We start from the raw sequence: 17,023 nt of genomic DNA on the forward strand, positions 1-17,023 counted from the left end.
ACTCAGAACATACGCTGCTGCGTGTGAAGGTCTACGTGAGTGCGGACATGGAAGGTGTTACCGGAGTCGTCGACGCGGAGGACGTCCAGCCGCCGGGCCGCGACTACGAGCGCGCCCGGGTCCTGATGACGGAGGACGTGAACGCGGCGGTCCGCGGTGCGTACGCCGCCGGCGCGACCGAGGTACTGGTCAACGACGCGCACGGCCCGATGCGCAACCTGCTGCCCGACCTCCTCGACCCGCGCGCCCGCCTGATCAAGGGCCGCCCGAAGCCGATGGGCATGATGGAGGGCCTGATCCCGGAGTACGACGCGGCGCTCTGCGTCGGGTACCACGCCCGCGCCGGCGTCCTGGGCGTGCTCAGCCACAGCTTCATGGGCCACGAGATCGAGGACATCTGGCTCGACGACCAGATCACCGGCGAGATCGGCCTGTTCCACGCGGCCGCCGCGGCGTACGGCGTACCGGTCGCCCTCCTGACCGGCGACGACACCGCCTGCAACGAGATGAAGGCGTGGGACCCGACCGTGGCGACCGTCCCGGTCAAGTTCGCCAAGGACCGCTTCGCCGCCCAACTGGTCCCGGTCACCGAGGCCCGCGAAGCGATCGAGTCCACAACCACCGAAGCGCTGGCCAATCTCACTCCACCCACCCGCCCCGCCGCTCCCCGAACGCTGTCCGTCCGCTGGCAATCCGCCTCCGTAGCCTCCCACCTCACCGCCATCCCCGGCGTAACCCGCCAAGACGACCGCACCGTGACCCTCGAAGCCGACATGCTCCAGCTCTACCGACTCTTCAACGTGTTCCTGCGGGTGGCGACGGCCGTGACGTCGAATCCGCCGTACTGCTGAAAACTGTCGGAGCTCGTCGGTAGCTTTCGGGGACTCGACGACCTGGGGGTGGGGATGACGACAACGACGGTGCCGGCCGACCTTGAAGCCGCGCTACGAACAGCGATCAGGCCGGTCGCGGACGGCGACACGGTGCTGCACAACGACCTGGTGTCGTATGTGCTGACGGGTGCGCCGCGGTCGGCTCTCGGCAGATTCGATGGCTATCAAGCGTGCTGGAAGCTGGGGGTGATCGGGCACGGAGAGCCTGCCGAAGAGGTCGCGTTGCGGCGGTTCCTGGGCGGCTTTGCGACGCTGCCGATCGACGTCGTGGCGCGGTGGGCGAACGTCCTCGGTGCGGCGCTGGCGCACGCCGGTCACTACTATCCGCGCGACATGGCCGGCCAGCCGTCGTGGATCGGCGCACTCCTGCTTCAGTTGGGCAACGTCCGCTCCACCTTCAGCCACGAACGCTTCGAGGAACTGCTTGTCGCGCAGGGGCTCGACCCTGCCGCGATGCTGCTGATCGCCTTCGAGATGCCGGCCGGCAGCATCGGGTATTTCCCGGACCACCGCGTCCACGCCGTCGTCCACATGACCGGGTACGACGACGCGGTACGGCGGCACCTCCCGACGCTCAAGGCCGGGCTGACGCTCGACAAGATCGCGCACCAGCAGTCGGCGATCCCGTGCCTGACACATCTGCCGGCCGAGACGCTGACGGAGTTCGCGCCGGAGCTGGCGTGCATCGTCGCCTCCTCCAACCGCGAGGTGCGAGGCGACGCGCAGCGGTTTCTGGCGATCGAGGGCGTGCCGGAGGAGCTCCGGGTGCTGGCCGAGAGCGGCAAGCCGGAGCAGCGACTCGAGGCATTGAAGTTGCTATGGGCAACGGGTGACGACGAGCAGCGGGCCTGGGCCGAAAAGCGCGCCGGCGCCGACCGGGCCGCCAGTGTCCGCAAGCTCCTGGACGCCTGGGCCGTCGCCGCGCCCCAGGACGTGCCACTGCCGGAGATTCGTGCCGTCGACCTGCGAGTTCCCGTCACCGACGAGCTGCGGGCGTTGCTGCGCACCGTGTGGGCCGATGCGATGCGGGGGAACCGGACGTTCGGGCCCGGCAGTGACGCCGAGGTTCTGAGTGAGGACGACCTGCAGCAGGTGCTGACCACGCTCGAGACCGGAGTGCCCTGCGAGATCGCCAAGCGCCAGGTGCCGCACAACTGGTGGATGACCCAGGTCCTCGGCCAGTACGCCGCGAAGATGGGGCCGGTTGTTTCCACCGTGGTGCTGGCCAGAACCGGGCTGCTGATGGCCGGCTGGAACCACCTGCTGACAGATCAGGCGAGCTCCTTCTACAACAGTTTGTTCAGTCAGACCGGGCAGCCGACCTTGATCGAGCTCGCCGCGATCCTGGACGCGATGGGCCTCGACGGCAACGCGCTCGTGGCGGACCGCTACAAGCGCCGGTACGACGGACTCGGCGCGCATTGGCCGGACGATGCCGTCGCGCCGTTCGTGCGGCAGGCCTTGCCGCAGTTCCTGGAAATGCTGGAGATCACTGGGGACTACTATTCCAGCGACGAGGCGCCATTCCGGGCGCTGGCGACCTTGCCGGAGTTGCCGGCGGAGGCTGTCGAGGCGTTGACGGGGATCGCGTTGCGGCCGCAGAAGGCGAAGCGGCGGGCTGCTCAGGACGCGCTGACACGGGTCGACGGCTTCGAGGAGCGGGCCGTGAAAGCGCTGCAGGACACCAAGGCCGAAGTACGTGCGGTCGCGGCGCAATGGCTGCAGCGGTTGGGTTACGAGCCCGCCGTAGCCGCCCTGGAAGCCGCGATCGCCAAGGAGAAGAACGACGTCACCACCGGTGCGCTGCTGGACGCGCTGGAGAGTTTCGGGCGGCCCGTCGAGAAGTACGTCGATCGAGGTGGTCTCCGCAAGGACGCCGAGAAAGGCCTGGCGAAAGGGCTGCCCAAGGGCCTCGAATGGATGCGCTGGGAGCTGCTGCCTCAGGTGCATTGGGCCGACAACGGCGACGCCGCACCGCCGGAGGTACTGAAGTGGCTGATCGCCCAAGCCGTGAAGGCGAAGTCCCCGGAGCCGAACGCTTTGCTGCGCAAGTACTGCGGTATGTTCGACGCGACCGAGCGGGAGAAGTTGGGGCAGCATCTGCTCGAGTCCTGGTTGGCGCAGGACGTCGTACCGATCAGCCAGGAGAAGGCGTACGAGAGCGCCGAGCAGCAGGTGACGCAGTGGTTCTCGTACTACAGCCAGCAGCCAGGCATGGCGGGGCTCAGCAAGCAGGAGATGATTGCGCAGATGCTGCCGGCGCTCAGCCGGCAGCCCGCCGGATCGGCGATTGCTTCCAAAGGTGTGCTGGCGGTCGTTGCGGCCTGTGCTGGGGAGAGGGCCGCAGCGCCGGTCGGGCGGTACCTGAAGGAGTGGTACGGCACGCGGGCCGCGCAGGGTAAGGCGTTGATCGCGATGCTCGCCTGGATCGACCATCCGAGTGCGATCCAGTTGATGCTGTCGGTCGGGTCCCGCTTCCGGACGAAGAGCTTCCAGGACGAGGCGACCCGGCAGGCCGAGGCGCTCGCGGAGCGGAAGGGCTGGACGATCAACGAGCTCGCCGACCGCAGCGTGCCGGTGGCCGGCCTCGACGAGGACGGCCGGATCGAGCTCTCGTACGGCGATCGCGTGTTCACCGCCGTCCTGCAGCCGGACCTGACTGTCGTGCTGCTGTCGCCCGAAGGCAAGAAGATCAAGGCGCTGCCGGCGGCACGGCAGTCCGATGACGCCGATGCGGTGAAGGCGGCGAAGAAGTCGCTGACGGCCGCGAGACGCGAGTTGAAGGCGGTCGTCCAGTTGCAGACCGACCGGTTGTACGAGGGCTTGTGCACCGAGCGGACCTGGCCGTTCGAGGATTGGCAGCGGTATCTGAACGGTCATCCGATCATGCGCCGGCTGGTCCAGCGGCTGGCCTGGGTCGCCGATCACAAGACCGTCTTCCGGCCGCTGGATGACGGCACCTTGACCGATGCCGACGACAACGAGGTCGAGTTGGCCGCCGACGCGGTGGTGCGGATCGCGCATGACACGTTGCTGGACGCCGACGTCGTGCGCAGTTGGCAGCAGCACTTCGACGACTATGAGGTGGTGCCGCTGTTCCAGCAGTTCGGCAAGGGAATCTTCAAGCTGCCGGCCGAGCGCGCCGACGACCACCTCCTCGAAGACTTCAAGGGTCATCTGGTCGAGGCGTTCGCGCTGCGCGGCCGGACCGGGAAACTCGGATACACGCGCGGTACGCCGCAGGACGCCGGCTGGTTCTACGAGTACGAGAAGCGCTTCCCGACCCTCGGCCTGGTCGTCGAGGTCGGCTTCTCCGGGAACCCGTTGCCCGAGCAGAACCGGACGGTCGCGCTCGGCGTGGTCCGGGTGCTGCGGTCGGCCGACGGCGGTGGCATGGGCAGGTCCGTGCGGCTCGGCGACATCCCGGCTGTGTTGCTCTCGGAGATCTACAACGACGTCCGGTTGATGGCCTCGGACGGTTCCGGCTTCGATCCGGACTGGGAGAAGAAGACGGAGTTCTGATGCACAAGGCAACGATTCTGCGCGAACCGGCCGAGGTCGTGCACGCCGCCGAGCTGGACCGGTTGCGGGCGGCCGACACCGGCGCGCGTCCGGCCGGGTGGCAGCTGTCGCCGCGGGCGGTCCGGGCGTTCGTGCTCGGCGACCGCGAACTCGACGTACGGCAGAAGTTCTACGGCGACGACGCGCTGGTCGACCGCTGTGTGGTCACGCTGATGAGCAACCGCGGCCTGCTCCTCGTCGGCGAGCCGGGGACGGCGAAGTCGATGCTGTCCGAGCTGTTCGCGGCAGCCATCGGCGGCGACTCGACCTGCACGATCCAGGGCACGTCCGGGACCACCGAGGACCAGATCACCTACTCGTGGAACTACGCCCTGCTGCTCGCCGAGGGGCCGACCCAGCGGGCGCTCGTGAAGGGCCCGATGTACGTCGCTGCCGAGCAGGGGAAACCGTGCCGTTTCGAGGAGGTCACGCGCGTCCAGCCGGAGATCCAGGACGTCCTGATCGGGGTTCTCTCCGACAAGGTCATCCATGTCCCGGAGTTGTCCGGCGGCGAGGCCGCGGTGTTCGCCGAGCGCGGCTTCAACGTGCTGGCCACGGCGAACCTGCGTGACCGCGGGGTGCACGAGATGTCGAGCGCGCTCAAACGCCGGTTCAACTTCGAGACCGTGCGGCCGATCGCCGACCGGCGGTTGGAGGAGTCGTTGGTCAAGCAGCAGACCGCGACGTTGCTCGCGCAGTCCGAGGTCGAGACGCGGCTGACCGACGACGTGGTGTCCTTGCTGGTCACGGCGTTCCACGACCTGCGGGACGGCGTGACGGCGGAAGGCACGGTGATCGAGCGCCCGAGCGCGGTGCTGTCGTCCGCGGAAGCTGTCGCCGTCGGGTTCGCGGCCGGGCTCGATGCGCAGTACTTCGGCGACGGGACGGTCGGTGGTGAACATGTTGCCCGGCAGCTGATCGGGACGGTGCTCAAGGACAACCCGGACGACGGGAAGAAGCTGCGGCACTACTTCGACGTGGTGGTCAAGCAGCGCGCGAAGTCCGACCGCCAGTGGCGCCGCGTCCTCGAGGCTCGCCGCGAGCTGGACCGCTGAGCAGTCCGATGGAAGCGGGAGAGGTGCGGGACCTGGCGGCGGAGCTGGTCCGCGACGATCTGGTCGTGGTGCCGGTCCGGCACCACAGCCCTGCCTGTGCGCTGCTGGTACGCCGTCTGATCGAGGAACACTCCCCGAGCGTCGTCCTTGTCGAAGGTCCGCGCGCCTTCACGCCGCTGATCCCACTGCTGACCCATGCCGAGGCCGAGATGCCGCTCGCCGTCTACTCCTACGCGGCGCGCGACGGCGACCGGTGGGCGGCCTACGATCCGTTCTGCGACTACTCGCCTGAGCTGGTGGCGCTTCGCGACGCGACAGCTGCCGGTATCCCGAGCCGCTTCATCGACCTGGAACTGGCCGAGCAACACCTTGTGCAGCAGACACCGCAGGACGGCGGCGAGGAAGGCCAATCGCTGCTCGACGAGCGGCACTTCCGGCACAGCGAGAGTCTCCTCCTGCTGGCGAAGCGGATGGGGTGCGCCGACGCCGAAGACCTGTGGGAGCTGTTGTTCGAGTCCGATGCGCGGACGACCAGCACCGCCGAGCAGATCGCTCGCATGGCGGCGTACTGCCTGATGGCTCGCACCGATCACGCCGAGCGCGACGACGGTACGACGCTGCGCGAAGCGGAGATGGTGTGGCACGTCCGGGAGGCGCTCGCGGCCCGAGCGCCGGACGACGGCCCGGTGCTGGTGGTCGTCGGCGGGTTCCATGCGGTCGCATTTCCCGCCCTGCTTGCGGATCCACCCACGCGTCCGCGGATCGACACCGGCAACGTGTCGGGTGACTCGGCGCTGATCCGCTACACCTTCGAGCGGCTCGAGCGGCTCAACGGATACAGCGCCGGGATGACCTCACCGGCCTGGCACCAGCGGCTCTGGACCAACCTCACCGATCCGCCCGTCGGCCAGCATCCGCGGGTCGCGGCGACGTTGACCGCGCTGCTCGACATCAGCATGGAGCTGCGTGAGCGGCATCGCCTGCCGCTGCCGCTGCCGTCGGTCGTGGCGGCGTTCGAACAAGCGTTGCGCTTGGCCGCGTTGCGCGAACGGCCGGCGCCGCTGCGCAGCGATCTGCTCGACGCAGTGCAGAGCTGCTTCGTGAAGGGCGATGTCGACATCGAGGGCGTGCTGGTCCGCGCGGCGAGCACGTACACGCTGACCGGCGACGCCATGGGCAAGCTCCCGCCCGGCGCCGGCCGGACGCCGCTGGTCGAGGACACCTTGCAACGACTGCGCCGGCAGCGGATCCGCGTCGACGAGATCAGCCGGCAGTCGACCTCGCTCGACCTGTACCGCAACCCGGCGCATCGCGAGACCTCACGGCTTCTGCACGGCCTGGCGATCCTCGGTGTCCCGTTCGCGTACCGGACCGCTGGTCCCGACTTCGTCCGCGGCACGGGCCTCGGCCGCCTGCACGAGAAGTGGGACTACAGCTGGACGCCGCTCGTCGAGGGGGCGTTGGTCGAGGCCTCGATCTACGGCTCGACCGTCTCGACCGCGGTGACGACCCGGTTCGCAGAGATCCTCGCGGAGCGCCGTACGACGTCTGTCGGCGCCCGGGAAGCGGTCGCGCTGCTCGCGCAGGCGTGCGTGCTCGGGTTGCACGACCGAGTCGGCGAGACCTTGGACCTGGTCAAGTCGAGTGTCGCCGCGGACGTGGCCTTCGCCGCGGTGGGCGCCGCGGTCACGCAGCTCGCCCTGTTGTGGGAGGCTCGGGAGCCGCTCGAGGCGCGCAAACTCGGCGAGGTCCCGGCTCTGTTGGGTACGGCGTACCGTCGGGCCATCTACCTCGGTCGGCAGCTTGTCGGCGAGCCCCGGCCGACCGCCGACGCGCTCGTGCGGCTGCGAGATCTTCTGGTCGCCCAGACCGGCGGTGACCTCGACGCCGACCTGTACTGGGATCTCGTGGACCGGATCGCCGACGGCCACGCGGAGCCGTTCGTGCAGGGTGCGGCCGCCGGGATCGCTTATTCTGCGGGCCGTTCCGGTGCCGACGACGTGGTCTCCCGCGTGACCGGCCACCTGGCGGGCGGCGTCTCACCTGCGGCTGGTGTGGCGTTCGTGTCCGGGCTGCTGCTGACGGCCCGTGAGGCGGCGTGGCAGGAGCACAGCCTGCTCGCGGAGCTCGATCGGCGGTTGACCGGGTGGGATCAGGCGACCTTCGTGCAGCACCTGCCCGAGCTCCGGCTGGCGTTCGCCGACCTGACGCCGATCGAGACCGATCGGGTCGCGAAGCTGGTGGCATCGCTGAAGGGCCTCGCCGATTTGGGTTCGATGACGGTCCCGAGTGCCACCGCCGAAGAGGTGCACAGTCGGCTTCAGGTTTCCGAACAGGCGCGGTCGCTGCTGCAGCGTGACGGTCTCGGCGGGTGGTCCGGGTGAGTCAGGACGTCGAGCGGTGGCGGCTGGTGCTGGGCCGGTACGCCAACGGGCGGCTCGGGTCGGCGCCGGCCGGCAGTCCGCAGGCGCGGATGGAGGCCGCGCTGGATTTCCTGTATGGGCGCGAGTACGGCGGTCGCGGCGTCCGGGAGGAAGACGCTGGTTCCGCAGGCGGCTCCCGGACGAACCAGGTGCAGCCGGGCGGAAGCGGCGCCTCGGCGCCCGCGTTGGTCACCTGGTTGTCCGAGGTGCGCGAGCTGTTTCCCCGCGAGACCGTCGAGATTGTCGAGCGCCACGCCCTCGACCGCTACGGCCTGACCGAGCTGATCACCGATCCGGAGCTGCTCGAACGCCTCGAGCCGGACGAGGACCTGCTGAAGACCTTGCTCATGCTCAAGGGGCATCTCGGTGCGGAGACGCTCACGGTTGCGCGGCGGATCATCCGCCAGGTCGTCGAGGAGCTGCGCCGCCGGCTCGACCTGGAGATCCGGGCGGCGATGGCCGGACGGCTCCACCAGCACCGGCACTCACCGCTCAAGGTCGCGGCCAACTTCGACCCGCACGGCACCATCCGCCGCAACCTGAAGAACTACGACCCGGACGGGCAGCGGATCGTGCTCGCCGACGTGCTGTTCTTCGAGCGCAACGCCCGCCGGCTGCCCTGGGACATCGTCGTCTGCGTCGACCAGAGCGGCAGCATGGCCGGATCCGTCATCCACAGCGCGGTGATGGCCGGCATCCTGGCCGGGTTGCCGGCGTTCCGCATCCGGCTGGTCGTCTTCGACACGTCGGTCGTCGACCTGTCGGCGCACGTGGACGACCCGGTCGACGTACTGATGCGGGTGCAACTCGGCGGCGGAACCGACATCGCCAAGGCAGTCCGGTACTGCGCTCGGCTCGTCGAGAACCCGCACCGGACCGTCCTCGTGCTGGTCACCGACTTCTGCGAAGGCGGCTCGCCGACGGACCTGATCCGGGCGATTCGCGGCCTCGCCGAGGCGCGCGTGAAGCTACTCGGACTCGCGGCGCTCGACGGTACCGCGGAGCCTTTCTACGACCGGGCGATGGCGGGCCGGCTGGCCGACGAGGGCATGCAGATCGCCGCCCTGACACCGGGTCAACTCGCGTCCTGGCTCGTCGAGGTGACCGGATGAGCATCCGTCCGGAGTTGGTCGCCGTGCTCGGCCGGTACGACGACGAAGCCTGGGCGGCGTTGGCATCGAAGGGTCTGCTGCGCCGCGCCCGCAAGGATCTCGAGCAGGCGCCGCCGACGATCGTCGGTGAGGGCCCGGCTGCACTCGAGGTGGCAGTCGGCACCGCGACGGTCGTCTTCGGTCCGACAGGTCCGACCGGAGCGACCTGTAGCTGCCCGAGTGGTTCGACCTGTCAGCACATCATCGCGGCCGGTCTGTGGCTCACCGAGGATGGCGCCGAGGACGGCGCCGCGGATGGCGCCGAGGAGCTGGGCGCGGAGCTGCTCCAGCTCACGCCGGCCGACCTCAAGGCGTTCGCCGGCACGGCGGCGTACCGATGGGCCCGTGAGTACGTGCAGGATCTGGACCTGGAGGAGGCAATCCGGATCGAAGAGGGGCAGCATCTGGTGCTGACGCTGCTGAGCCCGCGGATCAGCTTCCACTGGATGGGCGCCGGTCTCGGTGGCCTCGTGGTCGACGGCGGGCTTCGGTCGGTCGAGAAGTACCAGGTCGCGGCCGTCCTCGCGTACCAACGGGCCAGTGGCTTGGAGCTGGAGCCCATCGAGCGTCGGGTGCCGGCGAAGTCCGGTGGCGAGAACCGGCGTACGCTGCGGTCGGCGGTTGAGCAGTTGCTGCGTGACACGGTCCAGCTTGGTGTTGCCCACCTGTCGGAGCCCCTGTTCCAACGCTACGAGACGCTGGCGGTCTCGGCGCAAGGCGCTGAGTACCACCGGCTCGCAGGGCTGCTGCGTGGTATGGCGGGGCAGGTCGAGCTGACGCTGGCCCGCTCGGCCCAGGCCGACGAACAGGTGCTGCTCGAACAGCTGGCCACGACATACGCGCTGGTCAGTGCGCTCGGAGAACTCGGGGACCTGCCACGGCTGGTCGGATCCGCGCGCGGGCGCTTCGAGCTCGCGGGCAAGCTCGAGTTGATCGGTCTCGGCGCGTACCCGTGGCGGACTGCGTCGGGCTTCGCCGGCCTGACGGTCGTCTTCTGGTCGGTCGACGACGGGCGACCGGTTACCTGGACGGACAGCCGGCCGAGCAGCATGATCTTCGAGCCACGCGGGCGGTACACGGCGCCGGGTCCCTGGGACGGCCTGCACAGCCCGTCACACACGACCGGAGCACGTCTGAAGCTGACCGGCGCCCGCCTGACCGCGAACGGCCGGCTGTCGAGCGCAGACGGAACGCACGCCTTCGATGAACCGATGACGGGTGCAGCGATCGCGGACGCGGTACCAGCGGCCGACCGCTGGTCCGACCTGCTCGGAGGGCGACCGCTGAGCATCCTGGAGCACGAGGGGCCGCAGCGCGAGTGGGCCGTACTGCGACCCGCCGAGTTCGCACCGGCGCGCTTCGACGAGGTCATGCAACGACTCGAATGGCCGGTCACCGATGTCGCGGGCGACGTACTGCCGCTGCGACTGCCGTACTCGCTGGAGACTAGCCACGCGGTCGATGCGATCGAAGCACGTCCGGAGCCGGAGCGGGGCACGCTTGTGGTGGCCAGGATCAGGAGGACCGCCGAGGGGCTGGTTGGCGAGCCGCTCAGCCTCATCCACCCCGAGGGCCCTGCCGGGCGAGCGGTCGAGGCGCTGCACTTCGGCGGCGAGGCCTCGCGCCGCCGGCACGCGACCGGGCAGGCCCTGACCGCGACGCCTGCAGCACCGACAGAACTGCTCGACCTGCGTAACTGGCTGGTGCAACAGGCCGAGCGCGGCACCAGCGCGGCCTCGTCCGGCGCGTTCAACCGCGACCTGGACAAGCGCCATCAGGCGCTCCGGTCGGCCGGCTTCGACGTGTACCCGACTGGTCGCGACACCGATCCGCCGATCGCTTTGCTGCGGTCCTTCTACCTGACCCTGCAGGTCACCCAACTGCTGACCGGTGGTTAAGAACGTACAAGACCCGAGCCGGGCGCGCCGGTGAGCATCGGGGTGTGGACAAGTTCGATACGAAGATTGCTGTGTTGTTGCGGGACGACCTGGCTGTGTGGCAGCGGTTGAATGTGACGGCGTTTCTGGTCAGTGGGATTGCCGGGACGCATCCGGAGGTCGTGGGGGAGGCGTACGAGGACGCGGACGGGGTGCGGTACCTGCCGATGTTCCGGCAGCCGGTGATGGTGTTCGAGGGCTCCAAGGAGTTCATGGCCACGGCGCACGAGCGAGCTCTCGGCCGGGGCATCGAGCACTCCGTGTTCACCCAGGACCTGTTCGCCACCGGCAACGATCAGGACAACCGCGCGGCGGTGAAGGCGGTGGGGACCGCCGAGCTCGATCTGGTCGGCATCGCCCTCTACGGCCCCAAGAACGCCGTCGACAAGACCCTCAAGGGCGCCGCCAAGCACCACTAGCGAGGGGCGAACTTCGTCCAGGTGGCGCCCTGGTCGGTGCTGAGCACGACCTCGGTGGTGCGGCGCTTCGGCACCTCGAAGCCGTACATCAGGTCGGAGTCGCCGGCCAGGTCGGCGAGGTCGCCGGGGTAGCCGCGGTCCAGCTTCGCGGCGCCGTCGCGGACCCGGTAGAGCCGCGGGCGGTCGCCGGCGCGGCCGCCGAGCAGCAGGGCGGTGCCGTCGTCGAAGGCCAGCGGTGACGCGCTCAGAGTGGCCGGCGGGTCCTGGACCGTGGTCCAGTTCGCGCCGCGGTCGGTGGACAGCTCCATCTTCGAGACGGTCTGGCCGTTGGCGCCGACGGCCACCGCGGTGGTCAGCAGCGTGCGGCCGTCCGGGCTGACCGCGAGCCGGCCGAGCTGGTTGTGGCTGTCGAGCGACCGCGAGTCCCAGCTCCGACCGCCGTCGTCGGTCCAGAGCATGTCCGTCCGGCCGATCCCGGTCAGGACCCAGCAGCGGCCGCTGTCGTCGCAGAGCGGCGACCGGGTGCCCCGGGTCTTGAGCAGCCGGACCGAGGACTCCTGCGGGTTGACCACGACGATCGACCCAGGCACGATCCGATCGGTGAGGATCTCGTCCTCCTCGAACGTCGAGGTCGGCAGCCGGTACCGGAGCCGGGTCAGCACCGGCCCGTCGTACGTGAGCCGGAACATCATCGTCGCGGCGCCGGTCAGCGTGCCCTCGAGCGGCGGTGCGACCGCGATCGCCTCCTTGCCGGCCTGAAGCGTCGCATACGGAACCGGCCACTCGGGGGCGACGGCGCGGGAGCCGTCGCGGTCGATGACGGCGGCGTACCGGCAGTTCGGGCCGCTGGTGCAGTCGGACCAGCCGGCCGCCCAGCGGTTCCGGGTGACCATCGTGACCGACAGCACCTGCGCCCGCTCGGAGTTCACCACCGAGCTGCCGGACCGCCCGGCGGCGGCCGGTGCGATCGCGATCGGCCCGTCGGACGGGTGCCGGTGGGACGCCAGGTGCACGACCGCGAGCACGATCGAGGTCGTCGCCGCGAGCACCCCGAGGACGAGGAACGGCGGCATGCTGCGGGGTAGGCCGCAGCGCTCCAGCACCTCCGCCAGGCGACGGTAGTAGCGGTCGGAAAGCTCCCGCAGGCGCGGCTCCACAGTCACCCCCCAAGGCAGAGATGTCCCCCGCGAGGCGGGTCAGGTCGGCGGAGGAATCTTACGCGAGGAGGGGCCCACCCTCACACTCGGCGGAAGATGAGCGCCCGCTTCACTTCCTGGATCGCCTTGGTGACCTCGATACCGCGCGGGCAGGCCTCGGTGCAGTTGAAGGTGGTCCGGCAGCGCCAGACGCCTTCCTTGTCGTTCAGGATCTCCAGCCGCTGCTCGGTGCCCTCGTCACGGCTGTCGAAGATGAACCGGTGCGCGCCGACGATCGCCTGCGGCCCGAAGTACTGCCCGTCGGACCAGAACACCGGGCAGGACGTCGTACACGCCGCGCAGAGGATGCACTTGGTGGTGTCGTCGAACCGGTCCCGGTCGGCCTGCGACTGGATCCGCTCCCGGGTCGGCTCGTGGCCGCTGGTGACCAGGAACGGCATCACCGAGCGGTACGCCTCGAAGAACGGGTCCATGTCGACGACCAGGTCCTTGAGCACCGCGAGGCCCTTGATGGGCTCGACGGTGATCTCCTTCTCCGGGTTCAGGTCCTTGATCAGGGTCTTGCAGGCGAGCCGGTTGCGGCCGTTGATCCGCATCGCGTCCGAGCCGCAGACACCGTGCGCGCAGGACCGCCGGAACGTCAGCGTGCCGTCCTGCTCCCACTTGATCTTGTGCAGCGCGTCCAGCACCCGGTCGGTCGGCTGCAGCGTGACGGAGTACGTCTTCCACTCGGCCTCGTCGACGACCTCGGGGTTGTACCGGAGGATCTTGACCTTGACGTCCATCAGTACTTGCGCTCCATCGGCTTGTAGCGGGTCTGCACGACCGGCTTGTAGTCGAGCCGGATGTTGACGTTGCCCTCGGCGTCGACGTCGCGGTACGCCATCGTGTGCCGCATGAAGTTGACGTCGTCGCGCTTGTCGTAGTCCTCGCGGAAGTGCCCGCCGCGGGACTCCTTGCGGGCCAGCGCGGACACCACGAGCACCTCGGCCAGGTCGATCAGGAAGCCCAGCTCGACGGCCTCCAGCAGGTCGGTGTTGAACCGCTTGCCCTTGTCCTGGACACCGACGTTCTTGAACCGCTCCTTGAGCGCCTCGATGTCGACCAGCGCCTGCTTCAGCGAGCCCTCGGTGCGGTACACCTGCGCGTTCAGGTCCATCGTCGCCTGGAGATCGGCGCGGATCGCCGCGATCCGCTCCTCGCCGGCCGAGGTCCGCAGGCCCTCGACCAGCTCCACGACGTACGCCGACGGGTCGTCCGGCAGTTCCTCGAAGGAAGCGGTCTCGGCGTACTCCGCGGCGGCGATCCCGGCACGGCGGCCGAAGACGTTGATGTCCAGCAGCGAGTTGGTGCCCAGCCGGTTCGCACCGTGCACGGACACGCAGGCGACCTCACCCGCGGCGTACAGGCCGGGGATCACGTCGTCGTTGTTGGCCAGCGCCTCGCCCTTGATGTTGGTCGGGATGCCGCCCATCGCGTAGTGCGCGGTCGGGAACACCGGGATCTGCTCGGTGTACGGCTCCACGCCCAGGTAGGTGCGGGCGAACTCGGTGATGTCCGGCAGCTTCGCGTCGATGTGCGCGGGCTCCAGGTGGGTCAGGTCGAGCATCACGTACGCGCCGTCCGGACCGCAGCCCCGGCCCTCGCGGACCTCGTTCGCCATCGCGCGGGCGACCATGTCCCGCGGCGCCAGGTCCTTCACGGTCGGGGCGTAGCGCTCCATGAACCGCTCGTTGTCTTTGTTCCGCAGGATGCCGCCCTCGCCGCGGGCCGCCTCCGACAGCAGGACGCCGAGCCCCGCCAGGCCGGTCGGGTGGAACTGGAAGAACTCCATGTCCTCCAGCGGCAGGCCCTTGCGCCACACGATGCCCATGCCGTCGCCGGTGAGCGTGTGCGCGTTGGACGTCGTCCGGAAGACCTTGCCGAAACCGCCGGACGCGAAGATCACCGACTTGGCGGAGAACACGTGCAGCTCGCCGGTGGCCAGCTCGTACGCGACCACGCCGCTCGCCTTGCCGTCGGTCATCAGCAGGTCGAGCACGTAGTACTCGTTGAAGAACTCGACGTTCTGCTTGATGCACTGCTGGTAGAGCGTCTGCAGGATCATGTGGCCGGTCCGGTCCGCGGCGAAGCAGGACCGCCGGACGACGGCCTCACCGTGGTTGCGGGTGTGGCCGCCGAAGAACCGCTGGTCGATCTTGCCCTCGGCCGTCCGGTTGAACGGCAGGCCCATCTTCTCCAGGTCGAGAACCGCGTCGACGGCCTCGCGGCACATCACCTCGGCCGCGTCCTGGTCGACCAGGAAGTCGCCGCCCTTGACCGTGTCGAAGGTGTGCCACTCCCAGTTGTCCTCCTCGACGTTCGCCAGCGCGGCACACATCCCGCCCTGGGCGGCGCCGGTGTGCGAGCGGGTCGGGTAGAGCTTGGTGAGGACGGCGGTACGGGTCCGCTTGCTCGACTCGAGGGCGGCGCGCATGCCCGCCCCGCCCGCGCCGACGATGACAACGTCGTACTGGTGGACCTGCATGACTTCCTTAGTTGTTGGTGCAGACCGACAGCGTGGAGCTGGGGTCGAGGCAGGGGTCGAAGGTGAAGATCACCAGGGTGCCGAGGACCACGATCACGATCGCGGCCGTGACCAGCAGGGCCTTCAGCCAGAACCGGGTCTGGTCCTTCTCCGCGTAGTCGTTGATGATCGTGCGCAGCCCGTTGGTGCCGTGCAGCATCGCCAGCCACAGCATCAGCAGATCCCAGACCTGCCACAGCGGGTTGGCCCACTTGCCGGCCACGAACCCGAAGTCGAGCGCGGTGATGCCGCCGCCGAGCATCAGGTTCACGAACAGGTGCCCGAGCACCAGGATCACCAGCGCGAGCCCGGACAGCCGCATGAACAGCCAGCTGTACAGCTCGAAGTTGGTCTGGCCGGAGCGGTTCCGGCCGCCGCCCTTCAGGTTCCTCGAGCGGCTGCTGGACCGGGGAGCCGCGATGTCACTCATCTCAGCCTCCGAACACGTGGGTCAGATGGCGGATGACGAACGGGACGAAGAGGACGACCCAGACGACGCCGACGCCGATCATCAGCTGCCGCTGGTAGCGCGGGCCCTTGGCCCAGAAATCCACCAGGATCAGCCGGATGCCGTTGAAGGCGTGGAACAGGATCGCCGCCACCAGGCCGACCTCGAGCAGGCCGACGACCGGGTTCTTGTAGGTGCCGATGACCTCGTTGTAGGCCTCCGGCGACACCCGGACCAGCGCGGTGTCCAGCACGTGCACCAGCAGGAAGAAGAAGATCCCGACACCGGTGATCCGGTGCGCGACCCATGACCACATGCCCTCCCGGCCGCGGTAGAGCGTGCCGGCTGGTTTGCTGGGCAAACCGTCCTCCGATCGGAGCTCCCGAGCCTGGCGGAATCCAGGCCGATTCGATGCTAGTCCCGCCACCGACCCCGAAATGTCCTGACAGGTGTGAGATCGGTCGCGTCGGTGGCCCAGCGACACGGGCCCGGAGTGGCCCTCGACGGTGGCCCTTCGATGCCCTTGACTTCAACTGGGCTTGAACGAAAACACTGGCGGCTTCCGCTGAGAGGGGAGAGTTACGGTGAGTTTCTGGATCTGTGCGACGTGTGCGGTGGAGCACTCGGAGCAGGTCGAGGTGTGCGCGATCTGTGCCGACGAGCGGCAGTGGGTACCCGCCGACGGCCAGCACTGGACCACGCTCGAGGAGTTGGCCGCGGCTGGCACCGAGGTCACCATCGACGAGGTCGAACCGGGCCTGTACGGCGTCCGCTCGAAGCCGCCGGTCGGCATCGGCCAGCAGTCGATGCTGCTGACAACCGCCGAGGGCAGCCTGCTCTGGGACCCGATCGGCTACCTCGACGACGACGCCGTCGGCCGGATCCGCGCGTTGGGCGAGGTAGTGGCGATCGTCGCCAGCCACCCGCACATGTACGGCGTCCAGGTCGAGTGGAGCCACCGCCTCGGCGACGTGCCGGTGTACGTCTCGGAGGCGGACAAGGAGTGGGTCGCGCGGCAGGACCCGGTGATCAAGACCTGGTCCGGTGAGCTCACTCCGCTACCCGGAGTGACCTTGATCCAGCCAGGCGGTCACTTCCCCGGCAGCGCGGTCGTGCACTGGGCGAACGGTGCCGACGGCAAGGGAGTGATCCTGTCCGGCGACACGATCTTCGCGAACCCCGACCGCACCTCGGTCAGTTTCATGCGCAGCTACCCGAACCGCATCCCCCTGTCCGGCGCCGTCGTCGACCGGGTCGCCCGCTCCCTCGACCCCTTCGAGTACGACCGCCTCTACAACAACTTCGGCTCGGTCATCCCCGTCGACGCCAAAGCAGTAGTCCGCCGCTCCGCCGACCGCCACGCCGCCTGGGTCCGCGGCGACTACGACCACCTGACCTGACGTCTGCAGCTCG

At 69.1% G+C, this 17,023-nt stretch carries 13 protein-coding genes; 8 read left to right on the top strand and 5 right to left on the bottom strand.

What is annotated here, in order from left to right; all coding sequences use genetic code 11:
• Nucleotides 1-23 precede the first annotated feature (23 nt).
• From ABZX12_RS23610 to ABZX12_RS23640, 7 genes are read left to right on the top strand one after another with little or no spacing between them, the layout of a single operon-like run.
• Nucleotides 24-851 (top strand): M55 family metallopeptidase, encoded by an 828-nt coding sequence (locus ABZX12_RS23610; RefSeq protein ID WP_355696282.1) that lies wholly within the window; start codon nucleotides 24-26, stop codon nucleotides 849-851.
• A 54-nt stretch (nucleotides 852-905) separates the two neighbouring features.
• Nucleotides 906-4,415, top strand: coding sequence for a DUF4132 domain-containing protein (locus tag ABZX12_RS23615; RefSeq protein WP_355696283.1), 3,510 nt, complete (start codon nucleotides 906-908; stop codon nucleotides 4,413-4,415).
• Nucleotides 4,415-5,509 (top strand): AAA family ATPase, encoded by a 1,095-nt coding sequence (locus ABZX12_RS23620; protein ID WP_355696285.1) that lies wholly within the window; start codon nucleotides 4,415-4,417, stop codon nucleotides 5,507-5,509. Before ABZX12_RS23615 ends, ABZX12_RS23620 begins: the two co-directional genes overlap by 1 nt.
• A gap of 8 nt (nucleotides 5,510-5,517) precedes the next feature.
• Nucleotides 5,518-7,893, top strand: a complete 2,376-nt coding sequence (locus ABZX12_RS23625; protein ID WP_355696287.1) for a DUF5682 family protein — start codon at nucleotides 5,518-5,520, stop codon at nucleotides 7,891-7,893.
• Nucleotides 7,890-9,044, top strand: coding sequence for a VWA domain-containing protein (locus ABZX12_RS23630; protein ID WP_355696289.1), 1,155 nt, complete (start codon nucleotides 7,890-7,892; stop codon nucleotides 9,042-9,044). Before ABZX12_RS23625 ends, ABZX12_RS23630 begins: the two co-directional genes overlap by 4 nt.
• The gene (locus tag ABZX12_RS23635) at nucleotides 9,041-10,981 is read left to right on the top strand and encodes an SWIM zinc finger family protein (protein ID WP_355696291.1); all 1,941 of its coding nucleotides are present in this window, start codon (nucleotides 9,041-9,043) and stop codon (nucleotides 10,979-10,981) included. Before ABZX12_RS23630 ends, ABZX12_RS23635 begins: the two co-directional genes overlap by 4 nt.
• A gap of 44 nt (nucleotides 10,982-11,025) precedes the next feature.
• Nucleotides 11,026-11,439 (top strand): DUF2000 domain-containing protein, encoded by a 414-nt coding sequence (locus ABZX12_RS23640; protein ID WP_355696292.1) that lies wholly within the window; start codon nucleotides 11,026-11,028, stop codon nucleotides 11,437-11,439.
• Here ABZX12_RS23640 and ABZX12_RS23645 read toward each other — a convergent pair.
• From ABZX12_RS23645 to sdhC, 5 genes are all read right to left on the bottom strand, one after another.
• Nucleotides 11,436-12,602 (bottom strand): hypothetical protein, encoded by a 1,167-nt coding sequence (locus ABZX12_RS23645; RefSeq protein ID WP_355696294.1) that lies wholly within the window; start codon nucleotides 12,600-12,602, stop codon nucleotides 11,436-11,438. The genes ABZX12_RS23640 and ABZX12_RS23645 overlap by 4 nt on opposite strands.
• Before the next feature lie 74 nt (nucleotides 12,603-12,676).
• Nucleotides 12,677-13,381, bottom strand: a complete 705-nt coding sequence (locus tag ABZX12_RS23650; protein WP_355696298.1) for a succinate dehydrogenase iron-sulfur subunit — start codon at nucleotides 13,379-13,381, stop codon at nucleotides 12,677-12,679.
• On the bottom strand, nucleotides 13,381-15,123 hold the full coding sequence (sdhA, locus tag ABZX12_RS23655) for a succinate dehydrogenase flavoprotein subunit (RefSeq protein ID WP_355696300.1): 1,743 nt from the start codon (nucleotides 15,121-15,123) through the stop codon (nucleotides 13,381-13,383). Before sdhA ends, ABZX12_RS23650 begins: the two co-directional genes overlap by 1 nt.
• Nucleotides 15,124-15,130: 7 nt before the next feature.
• Complete coding sequence (locus ABZX12_RS23660) at nucleotides 15,131-15,592, bottom strand: succinate dehydrogenase hydrophobic membrane anchor subunit (RefSeq protein ID WP_355696302.1); 462 nt, start codon at nucleotides 15,590-15,592, stop codon at nucleotides 15,131-15,133.
• A 1-nt stretch (nucleotide 15,593) separates the two neighbouring features.
• Complete coding sequence (gene sdhC, locus ABZX12_RS23665; RefSeq protein ID WP_355696304.1) at nucleotides 15,594-15,971, bottom strand: succinate dehydrogenase, cytochrome b556 subunit; 378 nt, start codon at nucleotides 15,969-15,971, stop codon at nucleotides 15,594-15,596.
• 223 nt (nucleotides 15,972-16,194) lie between these two features.
• On the opposite strand from sdhC, the gene ABZX12_RS23670 reads away from it, so the two are divergent.
• On the top strand, nucleotides 16,195-17,010 hold the full coding sequence (locus tag ABZX12_RS23670; protein WP_355696306.1) for an MBL fold metallo-hydrolase: 816 nt from the start codon (nucleotides 16,195-16,197) through the stop codon (nucleotides 17,008-17,010).
• Nucleotides 17,011-17,023 lie beyond the last annotated feature (13 nt).

This window comes from Kribbella sp. NPDC003505 (assembly GCF_040610875.1).
Classification (GTDB): domain Bacteria; phylum Actinomycetota; class Actinomycetes; order Propionibacteriales; family Kribbellaceae; genus Kribbella.

Excerpts from the sequence above, each read along its gene's own strand:
- ABZX12_RS23615 (WP_355696283.1), top strand. The coding sequence starts at position 906 with ATGACGACAACGACGGTGCCGGCCGACCTTGAAGCCGCGCTACGAACA.
- ABZX12_RS23620 (WP_355696285.1), top strand. The coding sequence starts at position 4,415 with ATGCACAAGGCAACGATTCTGCGCGAACCGGCCGAGGTCGTGCACGCC.
- ABZX12_RS23625 (WP_355696287.1), top strand. The coding sequence starts at position 5,518 with ATGGAAGCGGGAGAGGTGCGGGACCTGGCGGCGGAGCTGGTCCGCGAC.
- ABZX12_RS23635 (WP_355696291.1), top strand. The coding sequence starts at position 9,041 with ATGAGCATCCGTCCGGAGTTGGTCGCCGTGCTCGGCCGGTACGACGAC.
- ABZX12_RS23650 (WP_355696298.1), bottom strand. The coding sequence starts at position 13,381 with ATGGACGTCAAGGTCAAGATCCTCCGGTACAACCCCGAGGTCGTCGAC.
- sdhA (WP_355696300.1), bottom strand. The coding sequence starts at position 15,123 with ATGCAGGTCCACCAGTACGACGTTGTCATCGTCGGCGCGGGCGGGGCG.
- ABZX12_RS23660 (WP_355696302.1), bottom strand. The coding sequence starts at position 15,592 with ATGAGTGACATCGCGGCTCCCCGGTCCAGCAGCCGCTCGAGGAACCTG.